This window comes from Streptomyces sp. NBC_01190, assembly GCF_045039895.1.
In the GTDB taxonomy this organism is placed as follows: domain Bacteria; phylum Actinomycetota; class Actinomycetes; order Streptomycetales; family Streptomycetaceae; genus Actinacidiphila.
On the sequence record NZ_CP108580.1, the window covers coordinates 1 to 25276 of the forward strand.

Annotated in this window: 25 protein-coding genes and 2 pseudogenes; 18 read left to right on the forward strand and 9 right to left on the reverse strand. The window is 69.9% G+C overall.

The genetic code is table 11. The features are described 5' to 3' along the window. The 3 genes and pseudogenes from OG519_RS00005 to OG519_RS00015 all read left to right on the forward strand — a co-directional run. Positions 1-613: pseudogene (locus OG519_RS00005) on the forward strand (hypothetical protein); the annotation flags it as partial. Next, complete coding sequence (locus tag OG519_RS00010) at positions 610-1701, forward strand: AAA family ATPase (protein WP_405577098.1); 1092 nt, start codon at positions 610-612, stop codon at positions 1699-1701. The pseudogene OG519_RS00005 and the gene OG519_RS00010, both read left to right, overlap by 4 nt. Positions 1702-1752: 51 nt before the next feature. Then, positions 1753-1968, forward strand: coding sequence for an antitoxin MazE7 (locus tag OG519_RS00015; RefSeq protein ID WP_405577100.1), 216 nt, complete (start codon positions 1753-1755; stop codon positions 1966-1968). Between the two features lie 133 nt (positions 1969-2101). Here OG519_RS00015 and OG519_RS00020 read toward each other — a convergent pair whose 3' ends face one another. The 4 genes from OG519_RS00020 to OG519_RS00035 are packed head-to-tail and all read right to left on the reverse strand — an operon-like array spanning position 2102 to position 4107. Then, positions 2102-2233, reverse strand: coding sequence for a hypothetical protein (locus OG519_RS00020; RefSeq protein ID WP_405577102.1), 132 nt, complete (start codon positions 2231-2233; stop codon positions 2102-2104). After that, a complete protein-coding gene (locus tag OG519_RS00025; RefSeq protein WP_405577104.1) occupies positions 2230-2526 on the reverse strand; it encodes a hypothetical protein in 297 nt (98 codons plus the stop codon). Before OG519_RS00025 ends, OG519_RS00020 begins: the two co-directional genes overlap by 4 nt. A 2-nt stretch (positions 2527-2528) precedes the next feature. Next, positions 2529-3440, reverse strand: coding sequence for a hypothetical protein (locus OG519_RS00030; RefSeq protein WP_405577106.1), 912 nt, complete (start codon positions 3438-3440; stop codon positions 2529-2531). Continuing rightward, the gene (locus OG519_RS00035) at positions 3349-4107 is read right to left on the reverse strand and encodes a hypothetical protein (RefSeq protein WP_405577108.1); all 759 of its coding nucleotides are present in this window, start codon (positions 4105-4107) and stop codon (positions 3349-3351) included. The genes OG519_RS00030 and OG519_RS00035 overlap by 92 nt, the downstream gene beginning before the upstream one ends. Positions 4108-4666: 559 nt before the next feature. On the opposite strand from OG519_RS00035, the gene OG519_RS00040 reads away from it, so the two are divergent. Together OG519_RS00040 and OG519_RS00045 are read left to right on the forward strand one after the other, a co-directional pair. After that, on the forward strand, positions 4667-4813 hold the full coding sequence (locus OG519_RS00040; protein WP_405577110.1) for a hypothetical protein: 147 nt from the start codon (positions 4667-4669) through the stop codon (positions 4811-4813). Positions 4814-4828: 15 nt separating this feature from the next. After that, positions 4829-7174: a restriction endonuclease gene (locus OG519_RS00045; protein ID WP_405577112.1), complete on the forward strand. Its 2346-nt coding sequence runs from the start codon at positions 4829-4831 to the stop codon at positions 7172-7174. Here the strand turns inward: OG519_RS00045 and OG519_RS00050 are convergent. Together OG519_RS00050 and OG519_RS00055 are read right to left on the reverse strand one after the other, a co-directional pair. Continuing rightward, a complete protein-coding gene (locus OG519_RS00050; protein WP_405577114.1) occupies positions 7167-7682 on the reverse strand; it encodes a hypothetical protein in 516 nt (171 codons plus the stop codon). The two genes, OG519_RS00045 and OG519_RS00050, sit on opposite strands and share 8 nt — an antisense overlap. Positions 7683-8391: 709 nt before the next feature. Then, positions 8392-8592, reverse strand: a complete 201-nt coding sequence (locus OG519_RS00055; protein WP_405577116.1) for a hypothetical protein — start codon at positions 8590-8592, stop codon at positions 8392-8394. Positions 8593-8861: 269 nt separating this feature from the next. Between OG519_RS00055 and OG519_RS00060 the strand changes: the two genes are divergently transcribed. The 10 genes from OG519_RS00060 (at position 8862) to OG519_RS00105 (ending at position 21913) form a co-directional block, all read left to right on the forward strand. Further along, positions 8862-9899: a hypothetical protein gene (locus OG519_RS00060; RefSeq protein ID WP_405577117.1), complete on the forward strand. Its 1038-nt coding sequence runs from the start codon at positions 8862-8864 to the stop codon at positions 9897-9899. Positions 9900-9936: 37 nt separating this feature from the next. Next, the gene (locus tag OG519_RS00065; protein ID WP_405577119.1) at positions 9937-10524 is read left to right on the forward strand and encodes a hypothetical protein; all 588 of its coding nucleotides are present in this window, start codon (positions 9937-9939) and stop codon (positions 10522-10524) included. 301 nt (positions 10525-10825) lie between these two features. Next, entirely contained in the window at positions 10826-11431 is a 606-nt protein-coding gene (locus OG519_RS00070) for a hypothetical protein (protein WP_405577121.1), read from the forward strand. Positions 11432-11572: 141 nt separating this feature from the next. Beyond that, positions 11573-12826 carry a TniQ family protein gene (locus tag OG519_RS00075; RefSeq protein ID WP_405577123.1) on the forward strand — a complete coding sequence of 418 codons (1254 nt, stop codon included), beginning with the start codon at positions 11573-11575 and terminating at the stop codon, positions 12824-12826. Between the two features lie 375 nt (positions 12827-13201). Continuing rightward, positions 13202-13987: a TnsA-like heteromeric transposase endonuclease subunit gene (locus tag OG519_RS00080; protein ID WP_405577125.1), complete on the forward strand. Its 786-nt coding sequence runs from the start codon at positions 13202-13204 to the stop codon at positions 13985-13987. Next, positions 13984-15435, forward strand: coding sequence for a hypothetical protein (locus OG519_RS00085; RefSeq protein ID WP_405577127.1), 1452 nt, complete (start codon positions 13984-13986; stop codon positions 15433-15435). Before OG519_RS00080 ends, OG519_RS00085 begins: the two co-directional genes overlap by 4 nt. 778 nt (positions 15436-16213) lie before the next feature. Beyond that, positions 16214-17218, forward strand: coding sequence for a TniB family NTP-binding protein (locus OG519_RS00090; protein WP_405577129.1), 1005 nt, complete (start codon positions 16214-16216; stop codon positions 17216-17218). 170 nt (positions 17219-17388) lie between these two features. Beyond that, positions 17389-20643, forward strand: a complete 3255-nt coding sequence (locus OG519_RS00095; protein WP_405577131.1) for a helicase associated domain-containing protein — start codon at positions 17389-17391, stop codon at positions 20641-20643. A 318-nt stretch (positions 20644-20961) separates the two neighbouring features. Further along, a complete protein-coding gene (locus OG519_RS00100) occupies positions 20962-21144 on the forward strand; it encodes a hypothetical protein (RefSeq protein WP_405577133.1) in 183 nt (60 codons plus the stop codon). A 268-nt stretch (positions 21145-21412) separates the two neighbouring features. After that, on the forward strand, positions 21413-21913 hold the full coding sequence (locus OG519_RS00105; RefSeq protein ID WP_405577135.1) for a DUF6233 domain-containing protein: 501 nt from the start codon (positions 21413-21415) through the stop codon (positions 21911-21913). A gap of 15 nt (positions 21914-21928) precedes the next feature. On the opposite strand, the gene OG519_RS00110 is transcribed toward OG519_RS00105, so the two are convergent. Together OG519_RS00110 and OG519_RS00115 are read right to left on the reverse strand one after the other, a co-directional pair. Beyond that, a complete protein-coding gene (locus tag OG519_RS00110; RefSeq protein ID WP_405577137.1) occupies positions 21929-22273 on the reverse strand; it encodes a hypothetical protein in 345 nt (114 codons plus the stop codon). After that, entirely contained in the window at positions 22204-22464 is a 261-nt protein-coding gene (locus OG519_RS00115) for a hypothetical protein (protein ID WP_405577139.1), read from the reverse strand. The genes OG519_RS00110 and OG519_RS00115 overlap by 70 nt, the downstream gene beginning before the upstream one ends. Positions 22465-23308: 844 nt before the next feature. Between OG519_RS00115 and OG519_RS00120 the strand changes: the two genes are divergently transcribed. Further along, on the forward strand, positions 23309-23830 hold the full coding sequence (locus tag OG519_RS00120) for a hypothetical protein (RefSeq protein ID WP_405577141.1): 522 nt from the start codon (positions 23309-23311) through the stop codon (positions 23828-23830). Positions 23831-23948: 118 nt separating this feature from the next. Here OG519_RS00120 and OG519_RS00125 read toward each other — a convergent pair whose 3' ends face one another. Further along, on the reverse strand, positions 23949-24083 hold the full coding sequence (locus OG519_RS00125; RefSeq protein WP_405593191.1) for a hypothetical protein: 135 nt from the start codon (positions 24081-24083) through the stop codon (positions 23949-23951). A gap of 6 nt (positions 24084-24089) precedes the next feature. Between OG519_RS00125 and OG519_RS00130 the strand changes: the two are divergent. Both OG519_RS00130 and OG519_RS00135 read left to right on the forward strand, forming a co-directional pair. After that, positions 24090-24590: pseudogene (locus OG519_RS00130) on the forward strand (transposase); the annotation flags it as partial. 281 nt (positions 24591-24871) lie between these two features. After that, the gene (locus tag OG519_RS00135) at positions 24872-25135 is read left to right on the forward strand and encodes an alpha/beta fold hydrolase (RefSeq protein WP_405577143.1); all 264 of its coding nucleotides are present in this window, start codon (positions 24872-24874) and stop codon (positions 25133-25135) included. The last annotated feature ends 141 nt before the right edge of the window (positions 25136-25276 follow it).

Consider the following 25276-nt stretch of genomic DNA (forward strand, 5'->3'; position numbering starts at 1 on the left):
GCTGTGGGACCACCGCACCGACACCTGGGTCGAGGCGGAGTTCATCCACCAGCGCCTGATCGGGGACAACTGGTCGCAGTATCTGTGGGAGCAGGCCACCTCCGTGGTCATGGCCGCCGGCGGCTACGCCACCCAGCAGCGGGAGATCGCCCACGAGGTCTCCCGGCTGCGGGCCCGCGCCCGCCGCGGCCCCGACCCCACGGCCCCGCCCAAACCCGCCACAGTGTTCACCGGCCCCCACCTGGAACTGCGCACGGCCCCGCCCAACCCGTACGAAGGCATCCCCGCTCCCGACCCCGCCACCGTGGTCCGCGCGCCGTCCCTGAACGTCGCCGCCCACGACCTGCTGCCAGGCCAGCGCACCGACCAGCCGCCCACCAGCCCAGCCACCGACCCCGACGCAGTCGCGGTCCTCGTACCGGACTCCCCCGCCGAACTCGCCGACTCCCCCACCGCACCGCCCACGGCCGGCGCGTCCCTGCCCTCGTCAGACAGCCTGCGCGGCAGCGCCGCCGACCTGTTCGCCTCACCGGGCCCGAAGCGCCCCGCCCCGCCCCACACCGCCCAGCCCTCTCCCGAGAGCGGCAGCGACGAACCCGGAGAGAGCGCATGAGCCGAAACGACCTGATCCGCCCGCTGCCCGGCGCTCTGGCAGAGGCCCGGACAGCACAGGACCCGAACACCCTGCTGCTGTCCACCAGGGAGGGCTTCGACGCGTTCGTCCACCGCATCGTCGTCGCTCCCGACCTGCAGGACTGCGCCCCCATGGGCACCGTTCCCGCACCAGGCGACCCGCGGATGTCCTACCACGCGGAGATGCTGCCGGTCATGACCCCGGGACTGCGCCGGGGCCTGCTCGACGCCCGGCGGATGCTACGCGCAGGCCGGTCCCGCACCATCGGCCGGCCCCTCACCGCCGTGATCGACGGCGACCGCGGCGCGGGCAAATCCACCTTGCTGGCACTGATCGGCCGCGGTCACCAGGGCATGATCGAGAAGATGTCCGGTCCCGACCCCGACCGGATCCCCGTGATCTACATCAACGTCCCCGCCAACCGTGACAACACCCTGCACTGGTCCCTGCCCTTCGCCGAATTCCTCGGCCTGGACCACACCCGCCCCACGGGCCGGGGCCGGGAGGACTACCGCAGCACCGACATGACCATCGCCATCACTCATGTGATGCGGCACAGCAGCACGCGGCTGGTCCTCATCGACGGTGTCGAACGCATCCGGGAGACCGAACTGCGCACCGCCTTCGACTACTTCCAGGCACTGCAGGACCAGACACAGGCCACGTTCATCTACTGCGGCACCGGCGCCTGCGACATCGTCCAGGACGCCCGCAACGACTCCCGGCGCGCCGCCCTGCCCCTCAACGCCGCAGGCAGGCGACCGGGCTACGACAGCGAACTGCCCGTCCTGTGGGTCAACCGCATCCCCTACAGCCCAAAGGACCCCGCCGAATGGGAAAGCGTCGTCAGCGCCTTCGACGACGACCTGCGCCTGTTCAAGCACACCAAAGGCAGCCTGGTCACCCTCAGCGAGTACCTCCACCAGCGCACCGGCGGCTACATCGACAGCCTCAACCACCTCATCTGCCAAGCAGCCCAGGAAGCCATCGACAACGCCACCGAAACCATCACCCGCGACCTCCTCGACGACATCAACATCGGCCGCGACAACGCGCCGCCCCAATAGCCGGACTGGCCGCCTCATCCGGCGCGGTCTCCCCGACAACTACGGAGATGCATGAAGCACACCACTCTCAAGATCGACGCGGCGACCCGAGGCCGCCTCAAATCACCGGCCCAGGCACGCGGGCTGTCCGTGCATGCGTACCTCGCCAGCCTTGTGGACGCAGCGGAACACGCTGAACTGCTGGACACCGCTGCGACGACCTTCCGGTGCACCATCAGCGAGCCTGGCGTCGCCCAGGCATTCGATCGGGACTTCGGCGACCGGTAGCCACCACCCCTCCCGGACGGCGCGCCCCGGAACCTGCTGAGCGGCACCGCTTGTTCCCACGCCGTCGGGAAGAAGACTCCGAGGCAGGAACACGGTGTCCAACGGCCGTACTGGGGCAGCCCGCAGGACGACTTCAGTCCGTGAGGTCGATCAGCACAGCGCCGGCCGCGCGATCGTCGGGCGGCTCCGTGACATCGTTGCGGATCATGGCCAGCACCCGTTCGGGCAGGCGAACCTGATCGGGAGCGGGGACTTCACAGGTCACGGCGCCGGGGGCTGAAGGGGCGGCTTCCGGCGGGACCACCAACTCGGCGCAGGCAGGTTGCCGTTGACGACAATCACCGCCACCAGGGAGGGGGCTTCGGGGTTGTCCAGGCCATGGAGCGCTGGGGTGAGGGTGAACAGGTAGTTCTCGGGTGTGCCAATGGGGGATTTTTTGGGGCTAATGTCCAGGATGCACAAAATGGACAGCCGGGCGCCGTCGCCTGCTGCGTACTGCGTGGGTTGGCCCATGTACTTGGGCGCCCGCTCCTGCGTGACCTCGGTGGTGCGTTCCACTTTCAGTTCGGCGGTGATGGCGTCGTGACGGACGTCGAGGAAGCCCAGGGCCAGGGGGATCCGCGTTCCAAGCGGCCACCGAGCTCAGGTTCGGCCTGCAGAGCGGCGTAGAGGTCGTCGTGGAACTTGCGCTCGGTGATCCTGGCGCCGCGTTTGTACTGCTTGTTCCAGGTCATGGTCAGCCCAGTGCGGCAGATCGCGGTGAACAGGCGGCAGAAGGCCTGAAGGTGTTGTTCGTCGTAGCGGGCCGCGTGCAGCTTCTCGTACAGGGCCAGCAACCGTTCGTCGAAGACGGGGAAGCTGGTCAGGTAGTCGCGGGAAGCATCGAAGGGGCGCAGTCGGATCTCCCGGTGTCCCGCGACGTCCAGGATCTGGCTGGCCGGTTTGCCGTCTCGGGTTCCGCGCCAGCGCAGGGCGAGGCGGAAGGGCGGCGCAGGCATGCCTGCGGGCAGGGAGAACCGCAGGATCAGCGTGCCGGTGCCGGACAGTGTGGTGTCCTGTTGGGGGTCCGGCGGTCGCGGCCAGGAGTAGACGGGGGCTTCGACCTCGCCAGCGGTGAACTGGCTGAGGAGTTCGGCATCCAGTCGGTCCGCCCACTGCGGCCACGGTCCTGCCTGGACCTGCAGGCCCAGTTCGTAGACGGTCGCGGTCCGCAGAACCTGCGGGCCTGTGATCATCTGCCCGTCGACTGAGGCCAGGACGACCGCCGCCACCCGCAGACCGCTGGCATCACCGGCACCGCCGCGGTGGCGTGCCACGATCCGGTCTGTATGAGGCTCGGCAAGGTAGATCAGATGACGGACGACGCCTGCATCGAAGTCCTCAGCACGCGCCAGATCGGGCATGTCGGCCAGGCAGCGCCCCGCATCCACCACGGGGCGCTGTCTCAGTACGGTCAGCGCCGCATCGAGCACCGGCCGGGGCGAACTCGGCCCGGCGCCGGGCCAGATGCCGCAGTGGGGTCAGCACAGCAGTGACGTCACACGTCCCGGCAAGACTCAGGGCCACATCGACAACTTCACCGCTGAACATCTCCGGCGACCGCTGCGCCAACGCGTTCAGACGCTCCAGCGCCGCGCCGTACATTGTTTCGTCGCGATCCCGCCCCGGCTCGCCGTCCAACACGGCGATGTCATCGAGCGCACCGACCATCGCCGGGTCGGACGACGCGACGAGCCCGCGGCGATGCTCTGTGCGCTGCGCCCAGGCCTCACGCTGCGCTCGAGTCTGCGCCTGCCGCTCCTCGGCAGCACGCGCAGCCTCCGCGTCACGCTCCTCAACGAGCGTAGCCAGATTCGGGACCTCCCCCGTGGGCCGACGGTACTCGCATCCGATGCAATGGTCCCGGTAGAAATCTGTCGCGATCGACTCGAGGCCCGACGATGCATTCCCGTGGGCGACCAGACAGCCCACCTGCCGCATGTTGACCGGCAAGCCGGTCTGCGCCTCGACCAGGCCCCGCCCCCCGCACTGAGTGAAGGTCATGTTCAGGCAGTGGTGACGCGCCAACTCGATGGTGTCGCGGTTGCGGAGTCCGGACGCCACCGCGTCCTGGAAGAGTCGCTCAGTAGAACTGGACACCGCCTTATCATCCCAGAACAGTCTGACACTCCGCCCAAACCGCTCAAACCCAGCTCGACAGCCGTGACCGCCGCAGTCGTGGAGAGCACCGGTGACTTCATGGTGGGAGGCCGCACGCTCAGCGTGCGGCCTCCCACCTGGCCGGGCGCACCCCAAATGCGCGTCGGCCCGGGTTCCGTGCACAGCGTTGTCCGAGGTGCCGGGTCCTGTCCCACGATGGCGCACGCCGGGTGAGGGAAGCAACTCCCAGCCCGGACAAGAGCAGGACAACGGCGCTTGACTGCTGCTGCCCTTGCTCTGACAGACATCTGAGCAGGGAATACGTCTACGGGCCAAGGCTCGGACAAGGGTGGGACAATTCCCGGAACTTCGCCTTCCGGTTGGAGCAGACGGGCTTCGTTCCGGCAGTATCCGGAGGTGTGCAGCGGCGGGCTGGCCCCAAACCTCCCGCCCGTGATGGGCACGCATGTCCGAGGTCGTCCAAGGGAGTTCACGCATGAGTAAACCTGTGTTGTGCGTCGGGAACGGTACACCGGCACCGCGTCCGCGGTCTGGTGCTGTGGCGGTCGTCGCCGTGCTGATTGTGGTGCTGGGCATGATGGGCTCGGCTTCGGCTTGGCAGGGAGCGGTTGACTCGGTCCTGGCCGAGACGGCGGCTGCTTTGGCGGTGGCCGCAGTGATGCCGCCGGCACACGACCGCACCTGAGAGTCGGCCCGGGCCATGACGGGGCGACGTGAACAGCAACTTGTGGTCCGGGTCCCGGAGATGGTGGAGGTGGCGCGGTGGCTACGGCGATCGCGCCGCCTGTCCAGGCTCACCTACCGGCAGCTTGCCCAGGCCACAGGCCGCAGCAGGGGCTCGCTCCAGCGGGCGGCCAGCGGCTCGCGCTCGTCCTGGCCGGTGGTGGAGGCGTTCGCCCGCGCCTGCGGAGCGGACGTGGGCGAGGCCAGGCACCTGTGGCTGCAAGCCAAGGCGGCTCTGGAGGGGGCCGACCAGGACCCCGAGGTGGTCACCGTCCACCAGGTCGACACCTTCGAGGACTTGCGCAGCGCTATGACACGCCTGCGGGCCGTGGCGGGCGGGCCGACCCTGCGGGAGTTGGAAGCCCGGGCAGCGGGGAAGCTGGCACGTACCACCTTGTCCAGTGCCCTTCGCGGGGATTCGCCCCCACGCCGGGCACTGGTGGTGACGTTCGCCGAGGTCGTGGGCGTGGGAGCCGATCAGGCCGCTGCATGGGGTGCGGCCTGGGACCGGGCCGACGCTCTCTCCCGCAGCGCACGCGAGATCACGGCCCCGGCGCAGTCATTTTCAGTGACACCGGCTCCCGCCCTGCTGTTGGCACTGGCTGGCGCTTCGCTGCCCCCATGGCGCGCCGTGGCCGAACTCGTGGACGTCACCTTGAGCCACGGCGGCAACGCAACGGGCGAGGCCGCCCGCGTCACCGTCGACTTCCAGCACGATCCGGTCCGCGGACAGGACACCGTCACCATCTCCGGCCCCGCGCTGGGCGGGGGACACACAACGCTCCGCGATCTCCTGACGCTCTGGACGGACGAGCGCAAGGGCGTGCCCGGCCGAAACCTGCTCGTGTCCTGCGCGCGACTGGGCTCCCGTTTCACACTGCGCACCGCTGCGGCATCCGATGCGGCGTGGACCGTCGTCACCTGCGACCTCACCGCCCTCGCCACTGGCTCCTCCTGGTCAGTTCCGCTCACCACGGAGTCCAAGGCAGCGGCCGGCGAATACGGCACCCGCATCACCGTCGGAGCCCTGCGGCCGCGTCCATGGGCCCCGGACAAGCAGCGCGAACTGTGGCACCGTCTTGGGGACTTCTACAGCCAGCTGCTGCGCGAGGGCCAGGTAAGCCTGACGGTGTCCCGCAAACAGGTGGTTCCCCGCAAGCCCTGCGTGTGGGGCGAGAACCGCTCCGTGGAGCGGCAGGGCAGCGAGATCAGTGCGATACAGAAGGTCGACACGGTGCTGGCCACGCTGTACCAGTGCCGGGACTGCCATGCCACCGGCCCCTTCGGCTCGCCTTGCTGCCTGCAGTGCCAAGGAACGCGGCTCGACCGGATCGTCCACCGGGTGCGGGGGTGGCTCGGCGTTCAGCGCTACCTGCACCGGACCGACTTCGGTATCGACTTCTACTCCCACGGCCGGAAGATCCTCAGCAGGGACAAGCGCCTGTTCTCCTGGCGGGACGACTCCGGCCAGGAGATAGCCGAGTACCCGGTGGATCCGCCGCTGAAAGGCCGGCTGGTCGGTGAGATCCACTGCGACCACGTTCCCGTCACCGCCAGCGGCACGGCCTTCCACTACGACGGGCCTGAGTGGCGTGCGGTCGTCGACGTCATTCGCGGCCAGGGACCGCTGTCTGCCATGCGGGCCAAGCGGTTGGGGTACGCGCCCAACACCAGCCCCCTGGCCATGCTCTATGCCGGCTTCCGCAGGAACGACCCCGGCCTGCGGAGCCTGATTCCCGGAGACGGCTTCAAGGCCCTGCACGAGGCTGCCGCAGCCTGGGCGGACCGCTTCCACCAGGGAGACCCGGCTTACCAAAGCGACGACAAGTGGTACGCCGCCGCCCGCATGCACGACACGCTGAGCCCTGCCGGCGTCCCCGCCGACGACCGCATCGATCTCGCGCGCCTGACACCCGAGGAGTTGGAGGATCTCGTCCACCGTCTCTACATGGACCATCACGGTCATGGCACCGACGCACCAAAGGTGCTGATCGGGCCCGGACGAGGAACCGTGGTCTTCCGTGACAGACCCCATGCGACAGAGCGCTGGGCCCTCCAGGCCCGCTGCTACCGGCACCGTATGGCCCTTGAGGCCGTCCAAGCCCTCGCAGGGCACATGCTCGATGTCCAGGCTGACCGCGGCATCCTGGTCACCACCAGTTGGTTCGGAGCAGACAGCCATGCCTTCGCCCAGCGCTCCGGACGGATCAGCCTCGTGGACGGCCGGGCCCTGAGAACGCTGCTGCGCGACCACCTCGGCATCCACACGCGTCTGGGGCTCAGCCATCTCCCGCCCGGCTGGGAGGTCGACGACATCACCTGACCCGTCTGCCCCCGGGGGGTCTCGCGCCCGCCCGGGGGTACAGGAAGGTCTGCCACAGTGCCGGTGCCCGCGTCCGTTTCAGCGGGCTGCGGGACGCATGTACATCGGCAGGACGGAACGCATCGAGGTCAGTGCGAGTCATGGCGGCGAAGTTGGTCGGGTAGGTGGCGACGGCGCCGTGCGGGACGAGGTCACGGGGTGGCGCGGGCAGGCGGTCGTCCTTCATCCCGAGGTAGGCCAGGGCGAAGCCGTCGATGCGCCCACTGGCGGCCCATTCGTGCAGGCGGGCCCGGGCGGAGTCCTGCGCCTTGCGGTGCACGGTATCGAAGGAGCGGCGCAGGCGGCCGAGCATGAAGTGCGGTGCCTTCACCGTCAGTTCGCCCATGCCCGCGTCGCACGAGATGATGAAGGGCACGTCGTAGACATGCTGGGTGTGCTGCGGTGACCGGCCGGGCTCGAGGACCGACAGGCCGAGATTGTCGTACACGCCGCCGTCGGTGAGCAGCACGGTGTGCCGCTGGTGGTGCCCGTTGCGGTGCTGGAAGGTGAAGGTGCGCTCGAGCGCCGGCAGGAGGGCCGGGGTGGGCGGCCGAGGCGGCGACGGCAGTTGCGATGTGGATGGGTTCGGCGATGGTGCCGTAGCGCGAGCAGCCGCTGCGGACGCTGCCGAAGCGGACCGCGTTGGTGGTGGCCAGGTCGGTGGCGGTGAGGACGACGTCGAGGCCGGGGTGGGTGACGTCGTCCATGGTCCGGGCGCCGAAGACTTGGTGGGCCAGGACGGTAGCCAGAGCGTCGGTGCGGTTGACGGGGCGGGCGACGCTGATGGCGCCTCTGTCGGAGAACAGCCCGCGGGCGGCCGCGCGAGTGGCTGCGGTGAGGTTGCGCAGCACCGCGGAGGGCGTGAACGCCTGGCGCGCGATGGCCCGTTGCAGGCCGGAGCGCAGCAGGTCGGTGGTGCGGGCGTCAAAGTCGGCGAAGTCCGCGGGGCCGTAGGCCCACAGGGCGGCCAGGAGAGCGCCGCCGGTGGCCTTTCCGCGAAAAGGGCACACGCCAGACGCCCCTTGCCGACCCCGCGTGTGGTGTGGATCTCCCCTGGCCGTCACCGTCCTACGGTGATCACACTGCCCCGTCCGGCCGTGTCCGATGGATCGCGGTCCCCGCGACGATGGTGCCGCCGCGGGGATCCGTACGGACGCTGATCGCCCCGGGCGGGGTAGTCAGCGCCAGCCTATGACGAGGTGGTGGGGCAGGACCTCGCAGACCAGCCACACCACTACGCCGCCGTACACCGCGTAGAAGATCGCCCCCAGGCGGGTGCCGGGATCGGGCAGCCACCACGCGTCACGCGGTTTGCCCAGGGCGCTGTCGTCCGTAGTCTTGGCAGAGCTGTTCGGCTCTTCTTCGTCGTTCAGCTTCATCCTCCAGGGATCTGCTGCGGGCCCGGGGCGCTGCTTGACCGGCGGGTCGCCCCGGCGCCTGCACGTGGGAGCGGGCCACAGGCCCGCCCTGGCCCGGAGGAGTTCCGGGCCTTGGATCCATGGTGCGTTCGCCCCAAGTCCCCGTGCGGTACCCTCAGATACGGATTGATCCGTATGAGCTGAGTCATAGATCAATGAAGCGAGATAGATGAATCAGCCGCCATGAGGATCAATCCGTAGCGTTCTTTCGGGGGGCTGATGTGAAGCTCGTGCCCAAGCGGGATGCCTCGGTGGCCACCCGTCTGACGAACCTGCAGGTCATGCGGGAGGGCGAGTTCCGCGCCGTGACGCGTTCCGCCCAGGCGGTCTGGTCGCAGGGACTGCAGCCGGCACCTGTGAGGATCAGACGGCCGTACGTCGCCCGGGCGACCCGGATGGACGTGGAGGACGAGCGCACTCCCCTGCCGCTGCAGGACCGGCCACCCGCAGCAAGAATGCTCACGCCCAAGGGCGTCGCCCTGAAGCTCCACCTGGTCCTGCTCTTCGCAGCGCAGTGCGCAGCCAAGGCCGGCAAACCGTGGAACAGCCCCTTCCCCGTGGAACCCGCTTCGTCCGGACGGCCCGAACAGTCATGGATGGGGCTGGTCGGCACCGTGGCGCGGTACAACGGGGCAGGGATCCAGGGAGCGTCGGCCAAGACCAACAAGCGACGTCAGATCACCGAGGCACTGAACAAGTTGGAAGGGCTCAACCTGGTCCGGCCGCTGAAGGGGAAAGGGCGCTCGCGTCAGGGCTTCGTGATCCTGTCCGAACTCGGCCAGAGCGACGAGGCCGTCGACGTGGCGTACACCGTGCCGGCCGCGAACGAGGCGGTCTTCGAGATCCCGGTCGAGTTCTTCACACAAGGGTGGGTGCACGTACTCACCAACAGCGAGATAGCCGCGCTGCTGATGTGGTTCGACCGGACCAAAGTGGCCGGTCAGTCGGTCAACAACCTCAACATCACTCACGTGGCCAGCAAAGAGCGGCAAGGTATCTACGGGCTGGGCAGGGAGACCTACGAGACCCACCAGCAACTGGACGCTTTCGAGCTGCTCGATGTCATCCGCCCCGATCGGCGGCACCTCGACGGGAAGTGGCAAAACTACAGCGCCGATGAGAGCTCCGCACTGTGCCACCGGGTTGCTTTCGTAGACAACGGATTCGACCGGCCCGCCGACGAAGTGGTCCTGGAGGTCCTGGAGCGCCGCTACGCCACCGGCGACTGGTGGCGCCGCCCCAACGCCGCGCGGGGGCTGACCCCGTGATGCACCCCCTCGCCGACACCGGTGAGAGCATCGGCTTGTGCTGGCCTTCACGCTGGATACCAACTGCCTGATAGCACTGGAAGAAGACCGCCTGGACACCGCACCCGGGGTGCGGGCGCTACTGGCCCGCCACCACGCGGGCGAGCTCGTCGTCCGGATCGTCGCGACCACTGCCGCCGAACGGCAACTCGACGGCACCTACCTGCCGAATTTCGGGGCCTTCCTCAGCCGCCTGGCAGCAGTCGGCCTGGACCACCTGCCCATCCTGAAACCGCCAGCAGCCTTCGACCTCACCTACTCCGACTGGTGCGTGTTTGCCGGGGATGACGACGAAGAAGAGGGCCGCCGTATCCACCAAGCGCTGTTCGTATCCCCTTACGATTACGGGGAAGCAGTGCCTTCCGACCTTCAAGGCGAAGACCGCTCCAGAGCCGAACACAAGTGGCGCAACCGCCGCCTGGACGGCCTCGGCCTACAGACGCATATCCACGCCCGAGCCGACGTATTCGTGACCTCAGACAAGGCGTTCTTCAAAGACCGCACGCGCCAGGCGTTGTCCGCCCTCGGAGCCGGGACGATCCTCACCCCCGCCCAAGCTGGTCGCTACCAAGATCAGAACAGGTAGACCTAAACGCCCAAAACGCAAGAAGACCCCCATTCGCGGCGCACCAAGCCCCCCGACCCAGCCCTATAGACTCACCAACTCCCCCAAGAAGCGCCGACTTAGAGGTCCCCTCATCAAGATTGAGGCGGATTCTCAGCATCTGGGGCACCACAGGTCAGAGGACAGTGACCCACCAGATCTCCGACGAGCCGACCCACGCATCGCTGTTCACCGTGCCTACTCGAAATCACTCCCAGGATTCTCAGGATCTGGGGCATGCCAGGTCAGAGACTAGATTGATCATTCATCTGCCCCATTCTGAGTGAGCCGACATACCCGGGACCACACCAACTTCGACTGCGGCATGCACTACCTCGACTTCGACGCCGTGCGAGGCCTGCAGGTCTACCGCTGGCGCATCAACGAGGTCCTGCACGCCAGCGACCTGCACGTCACCCTGGGCGAAACCGGGCGGCTGGAGCAGTCGGCCCCCGCCGGCGTCGAGGCGCTGGCCCGCGCCGTCCAAACCGTACCCGCTGTCCACGCGGCCGACACCGACGAACTGCACCACGCGCTGCAGCAGTTCCGCGGCCGACACGCCACCGTCCTGGAACGGCGCCACGCGGTAATAGCCCTGGCCGGAATCCTGGAGCGCCGCCGCAGCCTGCTCAAGACCGAACTGCTCAGCAAAGACGAAGGCGCCCTGTTCACCATCGCCAACGGCTTCGCCATCCGCCACCAGAAAGCCGACCAGCGCCGCGACTACGACGCCGGCCTCTACCTCGAATGGATCTTCTACTGGTACCTCGCCACCATCCACCTCACCAACCGTCTCACCGCCCGGCAGCCAGCCGGACCCGCTGCCGGAGCAAGCAGCCGGCAGCCACCCCGAATACCGCCGCCCGACGCCGCACCGGCGCAGAACTGACCAGCCGCCGCAACGCCCGTTGCGCCCCGCCTCATCGGTCAGGCAACGGGCAGCACGTATGAGCCCCGGCAGAGCTGCGCCGGGCAGACCACGCCCACACGCAGGAGACACGCGACGAAAGCCGGCAAGGAGAGCGGACAAATGCCGCCACCAGGTGTGCTGCGGATCGCTCCGGTGACCTGCGAGACGACCTGGTCGTACCTGGGCCGGCTCGCCGGGCGCTACGGCATGGAACCCTCCGCGCTGCTGCCCTGGTGGGTTTGGACCGGGTCCCGGCCGCGGGACGAGGCCGGTCCGCGCGACGACGCCGAAGTGCTGCTGAGCCCGGCGGGCCGGCAGCTACTCGCCCAGCTGGGCGGAGTCGGCGAGCACGATCTGGCCCGGGCACTGACCGCGTTCAACGACGAGCCGCAATCAGGCACTCCGGACCAGACCGCCGGTTCCGGCAGACCGGCAGGCCGGTGGAAGGTCGCCTCGGCCGGCGAGCACGGGCCGGTGGCGTACGGATGTCGGCTGTGCACGGCGGCCCGCACCGGCAGGGAAGCCGTGGTGGTGCGGTACGTCGCACCGTGGCAGCGGGCCTGTGCCCGCCACCAGCGGTGGATGCTCACCGCCGGGGACGGCCACCGCCACCACCACCTCGACCTGCGGGCTGCCCCGGAGATTGCCGCGGCGCAGCGGGCCTGGCCGAAGGTCGCCCGGACCGCAGCCGCGGCCGGGGCCGATCCGGGCCGGGTGTTCGCCATGGCCCACGCGGTGCTGTGTGCGTGGTGGGAGCAGGCCCTGCAGTGGGAGCGGGAGCGGATCTGGCCGGCCCGCCTTCATGCGGTCGCCGGCGGGGACGCAGGGCCGCGGTTTTGGTGGTGGCGGATCATCGCCCGCGACACGGTCGTCTTCCCCGAGACAGTGGCGCTCGCGCACGTGCTGCTCGATCCCGGCATGCAGGAGCGGATCTGGGAGGACCACGGGGCGGGCGGGCCGGTGCGCCCGTTCCGGCCGGACGGGGCGTTCTTCCGCGAACTCGCAAGCCGGCTGGGGCGGCCCTGGGTTGCCGACACTGGCCAGGCCCCGCAGCGGGGGCTGGTGCTGGGCGGGCCGCTGCACGCCGGGCCGCTGCTGGACTGCATGGGTGCATTCACCCGCATCCGCCGCGGGCAGCAGGATCCCCGCGGGTACGGCCTGGACCCGTGGTGGCTGCGCGCCGACCACCGCCCCGCCTCAACCCGGGTCCAACTGCGCGCCCTGGCCGAACAGGCGGCAGCCGAACGCGGCCACGGCGGCACTGGCGGTGCCGGGACGGCCGCGGCTACCGCGCCCATGATCCGGCGGCTGTTCCGCGACCGGCACGGCCGCGCCGCCGCCGCATACACCGCCGCGCCCCCACCGCCGGGGTGAGTGCGGACGCGCCCGGGCGCCTCGGGGTGAGCGGTGTACGCCAGGGCAGGGGTCTGCACTGACACCGGCAGCCGCCCTACGCGATCATCGGCAGCCTTGGCGAACCGGTCGGTGTGCGGCGGAAGTTGGCCGGATTCGGCGGTCCGCGCGCACGGGCACGCTTGACTGGAGCACATGATCGACACGCACCACCCGCCGGCCTCTGGCAGCTCCGCCTTACCCGCACTGCTACAGCAAAAAGTGGGAGCTCAGGGCGGTGTGCAGGCCGCAGTGGAGGCCAGTCTTCGGGCCACGGGTCCGGCAGACGGAGGATGCGACCAGCCGCCACCGGCAGCAGGCCGCGAGCCGGCTCGCACACCCGGTCACCCCGCTGGGATGTCAGACGAGATACCGGAAGATGAAGAGGCGGCCGCGGAGTTATCGGTCGGGATCGACGACCGGCTGGAGGCCCGGTTCATCGACCATGCGGGAAACGAGCAGCGGACGTTGTGGCCGGACGCCGCGCGCGGTGTCTGCCTGGAGGACTGCGGCCCGGTGCGCCGGTTTCCGGTGCGGCACGGCAAGCGGATGGCGCCGGGGTGGTGGTGGTCGGCGACCGACGGCCGGCTGGTGCACTACGCGTCCGGAGTGATGCGGACCCAGGTAATGCTGCTGGACCATGATCCTCGCATGGTGGCCATTGCGTGCCGCCCGGTGGAACTCACCTGGCGTGAGCCTGACGGGGGCCGGGTGCGGCACGCACCGCATCTGATGGCCCGTCTCACGGACGGCAGGGGTCTACTGGCGGACTGCGCCGGGCACGGGGACATCTCGCCGCGCCTGGCCGCCCGGGCGGCGGTGATGGAGGCCGCGGCCGCGGCAGTGGGCTGGCAGTACCAGGTCCTGCGGCCCCCGGATCCGGTTCTGGCGGCCAATCTGCGCTGGCTGGCCGGGTACCGGCACCCCCACTACAGGGGCGGAGAATTGGCCAGGCGCGCGGCCGAGGCCTTCCGGCGGCCGCTACCGCTGATCGAGGGGGTGCGTGAACTCGGCGATCCGGTCCAGGTCTTCCCGGTGGTCTTCCACGCGCTGTGGCACGGGGAGTTGTCGGCTCCCCTGGAAGAGCCCCTGCACGAGCGGGTGACCGTGACGGCAGGCAGCCCCGGCCGGGAGCAGGGATGAGCGCCGTGGTGCTGGAGCCCGGAACACACGTGCGGTTCGCGAAGCGGACGTGGACGGTCGTCATGCTGGAAGGGCCGTGCGTAAAGCTGATCGACGCGGACAACTCCGTGGCCACGGTCCTGGCGAACTTCCTCTTCGCCGACCCCGACTTCGAAGTGGTGGGCGCCCCGCAGCGCAGTGTGCCGCCGTTCGGGCTCCTGGAGGAACTCCCGGAACAGGTGCGGGCGCGGGCGTATGCCTGGGAGCGGCATGTGCGTGAGGTCGAGACCGGGTGCCCCGTCCCGGGACAGGACCAGGTGCCGCGCCCCGAGTTCGATCCCGCGCGGCGCAGCATGGCGGAGCGGGAGGAGGCCAAGGCCGCCGAACTGACGGCGGCCGGGCAGCCGGCCAGTGCGGTGACGGTGCGGCGGATGCGGGCCCGCTACCGGGAGGACGGACTGTGGGGGCTGGTGGACGGCCGGGCCGCCCGCCCGCGCTCACCGGTGGGGCGGGCCGACGAGCGGGTGGTCGCCGCGATCGAGCAGGCGCTCCAGGCGCAGAAGGAGCGGTCGACCGGGACGCTGAGCCGGCTGCGGCGCACCGTCGGCTGGATCCTGGAGGACGCCCACGGGGTGGGGGCGGTGCAGGTGCCTCCGGCCTCGACGTTCAACCGGCTGGTGCACGCCCTCGCGGACCGTCAGGGGCTGCTGGGCACAGCGGCGCAGCGGCGAATGCATTCCTCACGGCCGGCTCCGCCGTTCACCCCGACAGTGGCGCTGCGGCCCGGTGAGCTGGTGATGCTGGACAGCACCCCGTTGGACGTGATGGTGGTCCTGGCCGACGGGGTCACGGGTAAGGCCGAGCTGACGATTGGCCTGGACGTGGCGACGCGCAGTATCTGCGCGACGGTGCTGCGGCCAATGGGCACCGGGTCGGTGGACGCGGCGATCCTGCTGGCGCAGATGGCGACACCCATGCGGATGCGCCCTGGATGGGAAGCCGCGCTGGCGATGTCGCGCTCGGTCATCCCCTACCAACGCCTGGTGTCATTGGACGCGCGGCTGGAGGGGGCGGCAGCCCGTCCGGTGATCATGCCGGAGACGGTGGTCGTCGACCAGGGTTCGGTGTTCATCTCCGCCTCGTTCACTGCGGCGTGCGACAGCCTGGGGTGTCGGTGCAGCCGGCGCCGCCGGCCAACGGCCCGGCCAAAGGGAATGTCGAGAGGATGTTCCGCACCATCGGCGCCCGGTTCTCGCAGTACGTGGCCGGCTACACCGGCTCGAACGTCACCGAGCGCGGCAAGGCCGTCGAGGACGAGGCGTGCTGGACCCTTCCCCAGTTGCAGGACCTGCTGGACGAGTGGCTGGTCACCGACTGGCAGCACCGCCAACACGCGTCACTGCGCCATCCGCTGGCGCCCAAGCTCCCGGTGTCACCGAACGAGATGTGGGCCGCGCTGGTCGGCGTGACCGGCTATGTCCCGGTGCTGCTGAGCGCGGAGAACTACATCGAGCTCATGCCGGTCAAGCGGCTGGGCATCAACGACTACGGCATCCGCTTCGACTACCGCACCTACGACCACAAGGTCCTCAACCCGCACCGCGGGTTCAAGTCGACAGCCTGGGACGGGATGTGGGAGATCCACCACAACCCCTACGACCCCCATCAGATCTGGGTACGGCTGCCCGACGGCTGGCAGGAGATCCCGTGGATCCACAAGGAGCGGGTCAGCCTGCCCTTCACCGACTTCACCTGGCGGCACATCCGCGCAACCGTCGAGCGCCGCAGCGACCGCGACGAGCACGAGCAGCAGCTCGCCCAGGCCCTGGACCGCCTCCTACGGCGGGCCGGCAACGGGGAAGGCACCCGCCGCGATCGGACCGTCGCAGCACGCGCCGGCGCCGCAGCATCGCTGGCCGGGCCCACTCCGCACCAGCCCGATCCACCCGGCCTACTCACGGCCCCGACCCTGTCCTACAGCCTGGTCGGCACCTTCACCCCACCTGGCCTCGACGAGCCCGACGGCGAGGAGGTGCCTGCGGGCGAGGAGTTCGAGGACGGTTGGGACGAGGACGACGACCCTTTCGGCTCACCGGATGATGCCGGCGGCGCTCCCGCCGGGCACGAACCACCACCCGGGCCGGCCGCGATCCCCCGCCCGTCCCGGATCTACGACGCCCGCCAGGAGGCAGCCCAGTGGTAACAGCAGTCGCCGAAGCCGGTCCCGTCCCGGACCAGGAGCAGCAGATGGCGGCGTATGCGCCGCCGACCACGCGGGAGGGCTGGCAGCAGTTCGTCGGCACTCCCCCGCTGCAGCCCCCGCACACCGGGGACGAAGACTGGTCGCTTGAGGAACGTCTGGACTACCACTCCCGGTTCGTCGTCCTGACCACCCCGGCGATGCAGCGCATCTCGCTGTCGGTGCGGCGGCTGATGCTCCTCAACCGCCGCCAGCAGGGCACCGCCCGCCGCGGGCTGATCGTGTCCGGGCCGCCCACCACCGGCAAGACCACCACCCTGCTGGAAATGGGCCGCACCTTCGAGCTCGCCGAACAGCGCCGCCACCCCGGCCGCACCGACCGGCTGCCCGTGGTGTTCCTGGCCGTGCCTCCCGCCTCCACCCCCAAGATGCTGGTATCGGAGTTCGCCCGGTTCCTCGGCATCCCCATCGCGGTCCGGATGAACCAGGCGCAGATCACCGACGCCGTCTGCCACCTGCTGTGCCAGCTGGGCACCGCGCTGGTCCTCGTCGACGACGTCCACCTGCTCGACACCCGCACCCGCGCCGGCGCGGAGACCTCCGACCAGATGAAGCACCTCGGCGAGAGGATTCCCGCAACTTTTGTCTACGCCGGCGTCGACGTCGAAGCCTCCCCCCTACTCAACGGGCCGCGCGGCGCCCAGCTCGCCGGCCGCTTCACCCTGGTCCGCAACACCGCCCTGTCCCGCGGCACCACCGAACAGCGCGCGACCTGGCTGGACCTGGTCACCGCCATGGAAAACGCCCTGCGCCTGCGCCACCACACCCACGGCACCCTGGCCCGGCACGCCGACTACCTCCACCAGCGCACCGGCGGAGTCATGGGAAGCCTGTCCCACCTCATCCGTGAAGCCGCCCTCACCGCTCTCCTCGACGACAGCGAGAAGATCACCAAACGACTCCTGGCCGGCATCCAGCTCGACATCCGCGCAGAACAGCAATCCCGCCCACCGCAGAAGCGCGCCGCGCGCCCCCGCGGCCTCGTGTCCTGAAGGCGGTGGAAGCGACAGTGAACAGGACCATGGCGACGCCGGGGAACCGTACGGCCAGGGATGAGGATGCGCGGCCGCCCGGTCAGGGACAGCCTGTCTCCTCGCCTCGCGGCCTGCCGTTGGGTGCGGTGCGGGTAGCGCCGTTGAACGGCGAGACGACGCTGTCGTTCATGACCCGGGTCGCGTCCCGCTACCGGCTCACGGCCAAAGAGCTCATCGGCGCGCTGGTGGACGTGGGGCGCCGCCCGAATCTGTTTACGGTGCGGCCGGACGGCGAAGTGGTCTTCAACGCCGAGGCCCGGGCGGTGGTCGCCGCGTTCTGCCGCATGCCCGAAGACCACCTGCGCCGCGCCCTGCCCGCCTGGGACGGAGACGTCTCTTCCGGCAGGCTCGGGAGCGGGCCGGCGGCCTGGGTCCGCACCGCTGGCACGATCGCGCCGACCGGCCCCGGATGCCGGGCCTGCACCGCGACCGCCACGCAAGGCTGGGAAAAAGCACGCCGCTACCTCCTGGCGCACAGGCGGGTCTGCACCACACACCAGTGCTGGATGCTGGAGACTCCCGTCGTTGACGGGGCGACAGCGGTGCCCGGACAGCTGGACCTGCGGAATGTGCCGCAGGTCGTGTCGTCCCAGCGCCGTCATCGACGGCTGGTTAGGCGCTACCCGCACGCTGCCGACGCGTTCGCCACGGCGCAAGCGGTCCTGGCCTCATGGTGGAACCAGCCGTGGCCGGACGAGACCACCTGGTCCGGGCGGCTGCGGCAGATGGCCCGCGGCAACGCTGCCGCGTGGCGTGATGCGGCGCGGGACGCGGTGACCTATCCCGAAGCCGTCACCCTGACCGCGTTCCTGGCCGACCCTGGCATGCAGGAGCAGCTGCTCGCCGACGCCGGACGGCACCAGCCGCACACCCTGGCCGATGTCCCCGGCTTCCTCGACGAGCTGGCCCGGCGCCTTGAGCGGCCGTGGATCGCCAATCGCCTCAGTGCCCTCACGACAGGACCGCTGAACGCCTGGGTGCGCGCCTGCGTACGCACCAAGGCCGGGCACAAGCCGAAAACACGCAGCATGTGGCACATCGCCCCGCCCCACCGACCCACACCGATCTCCCGGCTCCTGGCCGACAGCCGGCACGGGAACGAGCCGCCCCTGAACCCACAGCCGCTGTCGCTATCGGCGCCGGATACCCAGGCCGCCGCCGAGGGCTTCGCACGCGGCCTGCGCCACGCCCGTACCTACGCTGCCGAGCACGGCCACCTGTGCATTCCCTACCGGCACGAAAAGGACGGGTTCCTCCTTGGCCTGTGGTTGTCCAATCAGCGCGCCGCAGGCCCCCAGCTCTCCCCCGAGCGTAGCCAGGCCCTGTCCGATCTCGACCCGTGGTGGAATCCTCCGTGGAGCACGCTGTGGCAGCGCATCTACCTGCGCGCACAACGGCTGCTGGACTCGGGAACCGACATCAGCCCCGAGCAGGGCTTCCCCGGCACCAGCGAGAATCTCGGCACCTGGCTGTACCAGCAGTGCCAGATCTACGACAGCCTCCACCCCCAGCAGCGCAGACTGCTGGCTCAGATCGGCATCAGCACCGAAACCGCCCGCCACGCACTGCCGCGGCGCCGCAACCTCGCCGAGGCCCGTGACAAGGGCCTGAGCAGCGCACGCGCCTACTGGAAGCAGCACGGGCACCTGTGCGCCAGCGCTGCCGATAAGCACGCCGGCTTCCCGATCGGCAAACGGCTGACCAACCTCCGCGTACGCGCCCGACGCGGCACTCTCGATCCCGCTATCGCACAACAGCTGGACGCGATGGATCCATGGTGGGCACCACCCTGGCCCTCCGACTGGCAGCGAGCCTGCTACACGGTGCGCGATCTTGTCCGCTCCGGCCACCCCCTCGATCCCGAAAACGCCTTCACTTCCTTCGACGACGAGCTCGGCCAATGGCTGTACACCCAATGTGTGTCCCACTCCCGACTGGCACTGGAACAGCGCCGACAACTCGCGGCCGTCGGACTGACCGAGCAGACCGCCGCAACCGCCCGCCCCCACCCCGCCGCTCCCAGACCGTCCCCGGAGACCGGGCTCCACTACGCCCGCTCCTACGCGGCTCTGCACGGCGACCTGAACGCATCTCCCTCCGACCGGCACGAAGGCTTCCCCATCGGAGGCTGGCTGGCCCGCCAGCGGCACCAGGCCGACCTCTACACCGCCAAGTTCGCCGCGCCCTACCCGGCCGACCCGCTCCTGGCCGCCGTCGACCCGTGGTGGAATCCGCCGTGGAACGGCGACTGGCAGATCAACCACCGCGCCGCCCGCAAACTCGTCGAGAACGGGATCAAAATCCTCCCTGCACAAGGCTTCCCCGGCACCCCCGACTCGACTGGGCAATGGCTCTACACCCAGTGCGTCGCCTACCAGAACCTCCACCTGGGACAGCAGCACAGACTCACGCAACTCGGCATCACAGCCGCGAACTCCAGCACCGCACGGCCCCGTCGCGTCACTCAGCAAGCCTCATTCGATGCCGGCCTTGCGCATGCCCGCTCCTACGCCGCCCAGCACGGACACCTCGCCGTACCCAAGACCGAGAGCCACCACGGCTACCGGCTGGGGACATGGCTCGCCGACAAACGCCAACGAGCCGCCGGCGGCACACTCCCCCGCAGCCGCGCCGAAGCGCTCAACGCCGTTGACCCCTGCTGGAACCCTCCCTGGGGTCTGCCATGGCAGACCACCTACCACGCCGTCAGAGCCAAGACCCGCGGGCACGCTCTGAACGCGGAAGCAGGCTTCCCCGGACTCCCCCCAGACACCATCCGATGGCTGCTCACCCAGTGCATCAACTACGACGACCTCCACCAAGGCCAACAACAACTCCTCACCGACCTCGGCATCACCCCCCAGGACGCCCGCGCCGCACGACCACAAAGAGAAACGCGCGCCCGCCCCCGTACCGGCGCCAGCCGCCCACGCCCCACCACCGTCTCGTCATCCATCGACGGCGGCCTGTCCTACGCCCGCGCCTACGCACACGCCCGTGACGGTCTCGGCAGCGCCCACTACGACACCGAACACGACGGATTCCCCCTGGGCTGGTGGCTGTACGAGCAACGCAAACGCGCCAACGCCCACACCCACCGCACCGGCCAGCCCTGGCCCCACGAACACGCACTCGCAGCCCTCGACCCCTGGTGGAACCCACCCTGGAGAATCAGCTGGCAGCACACCTACACCAAGCTCCGCTCCACCCTCGCCGAACACCAGCGCCCGTCAGAAAGCCAACGCCGCTGGCTCACCACCCAGCACACGAACTGGCCCACGCTCCACCCCGACCAACGCACACTCCTGACCACCATCAGCCTCAACCCCACGAAAGCACCTACCAGCGACCCAATCAAAGTGACCAGCAACCAACGAACCTGATCGGCCAGCACGCGCGACAAAACCACCACGTCAGAGCCTCAGCCCCCCACCCACAACCACAACCGGCCACCGATGACGGACCCACCAGCACCAACCAGGAACCTGATCAACCCAGCTCAGAAGCCCATCAAACACACATGATCACTGGGCGGCGAAAGCCTGCCGTGAAGGCCCCGCAGCGCGACCCCGCCCGGAAGTCACACCAGTCACACTGGCCCCACTTTTGTTCATCCACGCCGGGAAGCGCCAGCAATTCTCACGGGCGGCCTATGGGCGGGGACGCAACCGGCCCCCGCTACCCGACCGAAGGAGACAGCCATGGGGCGCAGCCCCCGGACCAGCCACCGCATCGACCACCTGGCCCGCCTGGTGGACAACCTGCTCGACGGCCTGGCCGCGCACGGCCGCCCCGCGCCGACCGCACCCCAGATCCGCGCGGCACTGCGGGAGATCCAGCACGGCGGCCGCCGCGCCCGCCGACGGCCGGGTGCCCGCCGGTAACCGATACGCCGCGCTGTTCCTTCGCGCCGCGATTACACAATTCCCCGCCCATACCCACCGTTCCCCACCGTTCCCCACCGATTCGGGCGGTTCGAGTGCACGCAGGTGAGCACCTGGGGCGGTTGCCCACCTGCGTGCCCGGGTCACCGCTTTCCACCGTTCCACGGCTGTGACCTGCGGTAGTGATGTCCGTGGAACGCGACCCGGATGCAGAGGCGCGGGTTGTTCCACCATGGAATCGAACGGGGAATCGAATTAGGTTGGAGGGGTGAGCGACGACCAGGAGCACGGTGCGAGGCAGCCGGCTGCGCTGCCGAAGGCCGACGGGCCGCTGGTCGACGTGACCCTGCCGGACGGGCAGCACCTGTACGCCGTCGTGAAAGCCCGGGTCAGGGAGCCGGACGGCTGGTGGTACGACCTGCAGATCCACCTGCCCAGCCAGAGCAGCGACCGCGGCCGGCTCCTGGCCCTGCCCGCCGCCATCGACTTCCGCGCCCCGGCCGCCCTGTGCGAGCCGATCGACGGTCAGCCCTACGACCAGGTCCCCACCGAACGGCCCGGGGTCACCCCGGCCTGGAAGGTCGAAGAGAAGGTGTACTTCGGCCCCGAGCGCGGTCCGGCCCGCATCGTGCACCGCGGCGACTGCCGCGCCGCCCGCGACCTCGCCCGCCCGGCGAGCACCGAGCAGGCCCGAGACGTCCTCGAGCGGGACGACGCCGCACCATGCCCGCTGTGCCGGCCCGACCGGCCGCTGCGGAGTGCGGCGTAGGCCCGCCCGACGCCGTCACTCCGGGAAGTCGCCCTCTTCGACCATGCGGAGCATCTGTGCGCGGAGTTCCGCCAGCTTCACCGGGTCGCCAGCGACCTCCGCCGTCACCACCATGCAGCCCATGCTGGGGTCCCCCTCCACGACCTCCACGACCTGGTGGTCCGTGCGGCCGGTGGCCGCCATCGTCAGGACCGTCGCGAGCTCACGGCGCACGTCGTCGGTGAACAGCTCTTCGTTGAGGTCGAAGCCGCGCCCGTCGAAGCCGGCCTCCGACGCCTGCTTGAAGCCCTTCAGCGCATCGGCGAGGACACCGAACTTCTCATGCCCGCCACCGACGGGCGCACCGGCACCGGCACCCACGTCACCTTCCAGCCCGCAGGCGGCTGCGCGAGCGCCATCCGCACCGCCGCGGTCTTGCCCCGGCCCGGGTCGCCGAACACGCACACCGCGCCCTCGGCCGCCATCGCCTGCCCGACCGCCTCGGCCACCGCCCGCACCGGCGACGTCCGCACCAGCCGCGCCCCCGCCGGCAGCACCACCCCCGCCGCCACACCACCCTCCCCCGACACCCGTCCCGCGGCCGCCCGCGCAGACCCCGGCCGGCCGCGCGCAGATGCATCCGGCGCGGCGCGATCCCGCGGGAGGTCTACTCCAAGGACCGCGGAGGGATCGGCCGGCGATCGGCGGGGTCAGTTGACCGGGTGGGGGTGGGCGGCCGGCCGGAGTTGCAGCTCGCGGCGCCGGAACCGGTGGGCCGGACCGGAACATCTCATCAGCCCGGCGTCACAGCCCCAGTCCAAGAACCGCGCCGGCCGGAACGGAACCCGCCTCCGCGCGCACAGCAGGAACACCGTGGACCGCCATGAAGCACCGCTGGAATTCAGGTCCCACAACCCGGCCGACAGCACACCGGCCTCGCAGTCCTGCAGGCGGCAGCCCGCCGCGGCAACGCCACCCCGAGCAGCCACCGACCCGGCTCTTCCTTCGTGCGCGTGAGGAGGAATGACACCTGAGTCGTTGCGGATTTCGGCGCGCGCCGGTGAAGACCTTCCGTTCCGCGGCCGTAAGGGCCGCCAGGATCCTGCCGCGGCCTGGGGCCGGCTGCTGCTTGTGATCGCTCATGCCGACCATGACCCCACGATCTGCCTGTGGACAGACTCCGAAGTCCACGCCGGTGCAGCGGGGCCGACGGCTTCGCGGAGGGTACGGGCCGCGACAGCCGGCCGGGATACGGGTGAATCCGCGCTCACCACAGCCGCGGGCGTGCCCAACGCTGCGATGAGAGAGGGTGGTGGCGCGATAGCGCCCTGTTCGGCCGATGCCTCACAGGCTACGGTTGCGGACCTGTGTTCGGAGATCACCCGGTATCTCCGGATCCGAGTGGAGGAGTGAGCGGTGAAGCGATCCGGCTTACGCAAGCCCGTACGACGCCTGGCGCTGATCGCCGGTGCCCTGGTCTGCGCCGTCGGCCTGGCGGTGCCCGCCTCGGCCGACGCCGCACCACCTGTCGCGCCCGCCGCCAGCGCACGCCCAATGGTGCACCCCGGCTACCCCTGCACCCAGCAGTCGACGACCGCCGCATCGTTCATCAACTGGACTTTCTACACAGGCCAGTCGGTGTGCGTGAACGGCTACGACTACGTCATCCAGGCCGACGGCAACGTCGTGGTCTACGACGCCACGGACAAGGCACTGTGGTCCACCCGGACCGCCATCGGCAGGCCGACCAGGGTCATTATGCAGAACGACGGCAACTTCGTCGTCTACGACGGCACCACAGTCCTGTTCGCCACCGGCACCGACGGCCTCAGCAGCGCCTACATCTGCTTCCAGCCCGACGGAAAAATGGCCATCTACACCGCCAACACCGGCCGGACGACCTGCACCGGCAAAGTCAGGTGGTCCAGCAAGAATTGAGACTGCGCCCTCTGCGACCGTGAACCTCCCCGCCCGCCACTGCACATGCGTCTGCGAGCCCCGACCGACCGGTCCGGGCTTGCGGGCCACTCGGGAAGCCGCCCGCGGCGGCCGGGCCTCAGCCCGCGGCGCCGGCCGGCGCGGAGTGCTCGTCTCGCAGCCGTTCCAGGGTGGCGGTGACGTCGCCGCGGTCGTCCTGGTCGGCCAGGAGACGCGTGATGAAGCGCGGGAGGCTGCGGGCCAGGCCGTGCACACGGTGGTGGGGGAGCCGCGCTGCCAGTCCCGCAGTGCGGACAGCAGGACGTCCCCAACGTGCTTCAGGACGAAGGAGCCGGCGGCGGAGTCTTCGCTGTCGGGACACGGAGGTCACGGCCAGAACCCAGGTCCCCGGTCACTCGCAGCTTCGCATGCTTGTCTACACCCATGGGGCTCGGAAAATCATCGCTACAGGTGGCGACAGAGGGACAGGCTAGGGAGGCGCCGTTTCGCTGATGCGCAGGATGACCCGGCTAACGAGGTCGAGGTCGTGTGCCGGGACGGCTCGGCCACCTACGCCGAGGCCATCCGACGGGCCCTGCCCGACGCGGTGCAGGTCAGCGACCGCTGGCACCTGTGGAAAAACCTGTGCGACAAGGTCCTGGCCGAGGTCCGCGCCCACGCCCCCTGCTGGGCCACCATCAACCCGCCGCGGCCCGGGGGCGTTCGTGAGCAGACCACCCGCGAGCGCTGGCACAACGTCCACGCCCTCCTCGACTCCGGCGCCCCGGTCGGCTTCCGCATCGCCCTCGAACACGACGAGCGGGTCAAGGCGATCATCACGCAGAACGGCAACGCCTACACCGACGGGTTCGGCCCCGGCATCGCCGCCCTGGCCGACTGGTGGCAGGACAAGCAGGCCGGACAGCCTACGGTCGACGGCTTCTCAGCCTGGACGGCACCCGCATGCAGTGGCAGGCCGGCGCCCGAGACGTGGAGCACATCGACCCCGAGCAGGCCCTCGCCGATCAGGCGGTCATCGACCTGCCAGGCCGCACGGACTACATGAAGGACCTGCTCTGGGACTACCAGAACAACCCCCCGCTGTACCCCTCGTGGCAGGCGTGGCTGCGCGACCGCCAGCCCGCGCTGCTCGCCATCTGGGGCAGGAACGACCTGTTCTTCATCCCTGCCGGCGCCGAGGCGTACGCGCGGGACGTGGCCGACGCCGAGGTGGTCCTGCTGGACACCGGTCATTTCGCGTTGGAGGAGGAAGCCGACGAGATCGCCATCCGGACCGGCGAGCTGCTGCGCAGGGCCTTCGCCTGACAACCCCGCACGGCGGCCGTGAGCCGGCGAACCCGGATGCGGACCTGGTCAGCCTGCTGGACGACTTCTTCACCCGCGCCGTCGTCTTCCCCAGCCCGCACGGCGGCGGCGTGCACCCCCGGCACCACCAGGCTCTCTTCG

Coding starts and splice junctions, on each gene's coding strand:
- OG519_RS00100 (WP_405577133.1), top strand. CDS start 20,962: ATGGGGCGCAGCCCCCGGACCAGCCACCGCATCGACCACCTGGCCCGC.
- OG519_RS00090 (WP_405577129.1), top strand. CDS start 16,214: ATGGCGGCGTATGCGCCGCCGACCACGCGGGAGGGCTGGCAGCAGTTC.
- OG519_RS00010 (WP_405577098.1), top strand. CDS start 610: ATGAGCCGAAACGACCTGATCCGCCCGCTGCCCGGCGCTCTGGCAGAG.
- OG519_RS00075 (WP_405577123.1), top strand. CDS start 11,573: ATGCCGCCACCAGGTGTGCTGCGGATCGCTCCGGTGACCTGCGAGACG.
- OG519_RS00085 (WP_405577127.1), top strand. CDS start 13,984: ATGAGCGCCGTGGTGCTGGAGCCCGGAACACACGTGCGGTTCGCGAAG.
- OG519_RS00080 (WP_405577125.1), top strand. CDS start 13,202: ATGTCAGACGAGATACCGGAAGATGAAGAGGCGGCCGCGGAGTTATCG.
- OG519_RS00045 (WP_405577112.1), top strand. CDS start 4,829: ATGACGGGGCGACGTGAACAGCAACTTGTGGTCCGGGTCCCGGAGATG.
- OG519_RS00135 (WP_405577143.1), top strand. CDS start 24,872: ATGAAGGACCTGCTCTGGGACTACCAGAACAACCCCCCGCTGTACCCC.
- OG519_RS00015 (WP_405577100.1), top strand. CDS start 1,753: ATGAAGCACACCACTCTCAAGATCGACGCGGCGACCCGAGGCCGCCTC.
- OG519_RS00095 (WP_405577131.1), top strand. CDS start 17,389: ATGACCCGGGTCGCGTCCCGCTACCGGCTCACGGCCAAAGAGCTCATC.
- OG519_RS00055 (WP_405577116.1), bottom strand. CDS start 8,592: ATGAAGCTGAACGACGAAGAAGAGCCGAACAGCTCTGCCAAGACTACG.